We start from the raw sequence: 2,501 nt of genomic DNA on the forward strand, positions 1-2,501 counted from the left end.
ATATCCTATTTGTTGAACGTTGTTTTGGTGAGGGAGATGGTGTGTTATCATCTCACTATCACACGTGGTAATACCACATCTCCCTCACCTTAAACCTTTCTTCAACTGAATTCTTAATACTCTTATAAATCCTGTTATTCGCTATGAGTCGATATTATACTGCCAGAATTATTTTTCATAATACGATTTTGGGTCTACCGTCAGCGGGGAGGAGGCCTGTCGTGTGGGAGATCGAGGAGCTCCAAAGGACGTCGAGGCCCTGGGACTGCTCATCCTGGAGGAGGGAGAGGCTTCAGGGCCACCTCACGATCTTCACCATCAACAACGTCGTCAGGGAGCTGGTGGGGGAGCTTAACCTGAGGAGCGTGGAGGCGTTCCTCAGGTCCTCGAGCGCCATTTAGGCGGACCGCCGGGGCTGATGAAAATCTTTAAGTTACGTTAAAGTCCCATAACTGATGTAAAAAACTTAGCTTATAGCTTTTAGGTTTATAATCATAAAACCTATTCTTCCCTTAACGGAGAGCCCCTTGTCTCAGGGAGTAACACTGCTGCCGCTATCCCAATTATAACTAACACGACTTCTTCCGCAGCTGGGAGAGTGATCAGTGAGATTCCTCTGGCGTTAGCAATTATTATGGGTAGAATTGTGGCTGCAACTCCTGTCCCGAACCCTCCCCACTGAAATGCCAACCCTGCACCGGAGTACCTATACTTAGTTGGAAAGAGCTCAGAGAACCAGGCTGGCAGTATACCGAACGGCGACATTTGTGAGACCAATAAAAATCCATAGGTGAGGAATATCAGAACTGGATTTAGAGAATTAACTGCTAGAACGAATATTGGAATAGAGAGCAGTAATAAGATCTGTCCTATTATAAAACTTTTCTTTCTACCTATTCTGTCCGAAAGCCAACCCAGGATCGTAACAAACGGGTAGGCAACTATGTACCATATCCCTATAGTAAGTAGAACGAATATAGGTGCTGGCAGACCGAAGAACCTTAGATGAAGCGAACTGAAATAGGCTATTTGGACTCCACCAGCTAATAGTGGGCTTACAGCAGTTAAATACACCCAAGACAGTGCCCCCAAAAGGATGTAAAAGCCTCCCTTGCCACGCATGACTTCGAGGGAAGGCCTTTTGGCCATCTTCATCTCTGCCCTCAACTTCTGAAATGGAGGACTCTCGTAGAGTCTGTACCTTATGATCGCTCCGACCACCAGGAGAGCCGCTGCAGAGAAGTAGGGTATCCTCCAACCTATGGATAGAAGCGACTGTCCGTGGAACAGGGAAAGGATAATAGCATATACTAACCCAGCGGTACCAATTCCTACGTTAACACTCCCGTTCATGAGTGATCCCCAGAACCCTCTTTTGTTCCCCGGGGAGAACTCTATGACCCAGCTGGATGCACCACCCCACTCCCCACCTAGCCCTATCCCCTGGATCATCCTGAAGAGCGTGAGTAAGACTGGAGCTGCGAGACCTATCGACACGTAGGGAGGGGTTAGGCCAATACCTAGGACTCCTAATAATGAAATTATTAGTGTCAACACCAGGGTAGATTGCCTCCCCCACCTATCGCCTAGATGACCAAAAATATACGCTCCGACAGGTCTTATGAGGTATGCCGTAGCGAAGGATAGGAGAGATAGGGAGAGGGCAAGGCTTGGCGACTTGACTAGTGGTCCAAAAAATATTACAGGCCATATGGTTCCAGAGATAAAGGACGATAAGAGGAATTCGTAGTAGTCTATCCACGTTCCTATTCCAGCTGCAGCCACAACCTTGGGTAGGTCCTTTTGATGTTCAGAATGTTCACCTATCTTCTCAGGTATCTTACCTTCTTTCTCCTCCTTCATATTGTCATAAATCTCTTATAGTTGTTTTTAAATCTTCATGACCATTTTAGGCAAGAATCCAGAATAAGAAACAGCAGTTATGGGACTTTAACGTAACTTAAAGATTTTCATCAGCCCCGGCGGTCCACCTAAATGACGTTCAAGAACCTGAGGAACGCCTCCACGCTCCTCAGGTTAAGCTCCCCCACCAGTTCCCTGACGACGTTGTTGATGGTGAAGATCGTGAGGTGGCCCTGAAGCCTCTCCCTCCTCCAGGATGAGCAGTCCCAGGGCCTCGACGTCCTTTGGAGCTCCTCGATCTCCCACACGACAGGCCTCCTCCCCGCTGAGCGAGAGGTCGGTAGTGTAGAGGGACCTGACGTGTGTCCCGGAGGAGTCACGTTTACGTTCCCGGACGAGCAACTTCACCGTAATGGGTCGGCCTCCCAGGGTCAGGTCGGCGTAGTAGACTCCGGGGGTATCCCACTGGGAGGCGCCCCCGAGGGTCCCCTGGGCCGACCCTGGGCTCGGTTGGACTTGAGCCTTGACACCACTTTGTTCGTCACGGGCTTCTCGGACAGTACTGGGATCGAAGACGACCCTGGCTACCGGAAGGGCTCCTTGAGCACGTCAAACATCTGGCCACGTCGATCTCGGTC

1 protein-coding gene and 2 pseudogenes are annotated in these 2,501 nt (G+C 49.6%); 1 reads left to right on the forward strand and 2 read right to left on the reverse strand.

Annotation, left to right across the window (positions count from 1 at the left end; all coding sequences use genetic code 11):
• Positions 1-224: 224 nt before the first annotated feature.
• Positions 225-374, forward strand: a pseudogene (locus METMK1DRAFT_RS03415) (transposase); the annotation flags it as partial.
• A 127-nt stretch (positions 375-501) separates the two neighbouring features.
• Here METMK1DRAFT_RS03415 and METMK1DRAFT_RS03420 read toward each other — a convergent pair.
• Entirely contained in the window at positions 502-1,863 is a 1,362-nt protein-coding gene (locus tag METMK1DRAFT_RS03420) for an MFS transporter (RefSeq protein WP_009070912.1), read from the reverse strand.
• Positions 1,864-1,950: 87 nt separating this feature from the next.
• Positions 1,951-2,501, reverse strand: a pseudogene (locus METMK1DRAFT_RS19950) (IS701 family transposase); the annotation flags it as partial.

The organism is Metallosphaera yellowstonensis MK1, from assembly GCF_000243315.1.
In the GTDB taxonomy this organism is placed as follows: domain Archaea; phylum Thermoproteota; class Thermoprotei_A; order Sulfolobales; family Sulfolobaceae; genus Metallosphaera; species Metallosphaera yellowstonensis.

Excerpts from the sequence above, each read along its gene's own strand:
- METMK1DRAFT_RS03420 (WP_009070912.1), bottom strand. The coding sequence starts at position 1,863 with ATGAAGGAGGAGAAAGAAGGTAAGATACCTGAGAAGATAGGTGAACAT.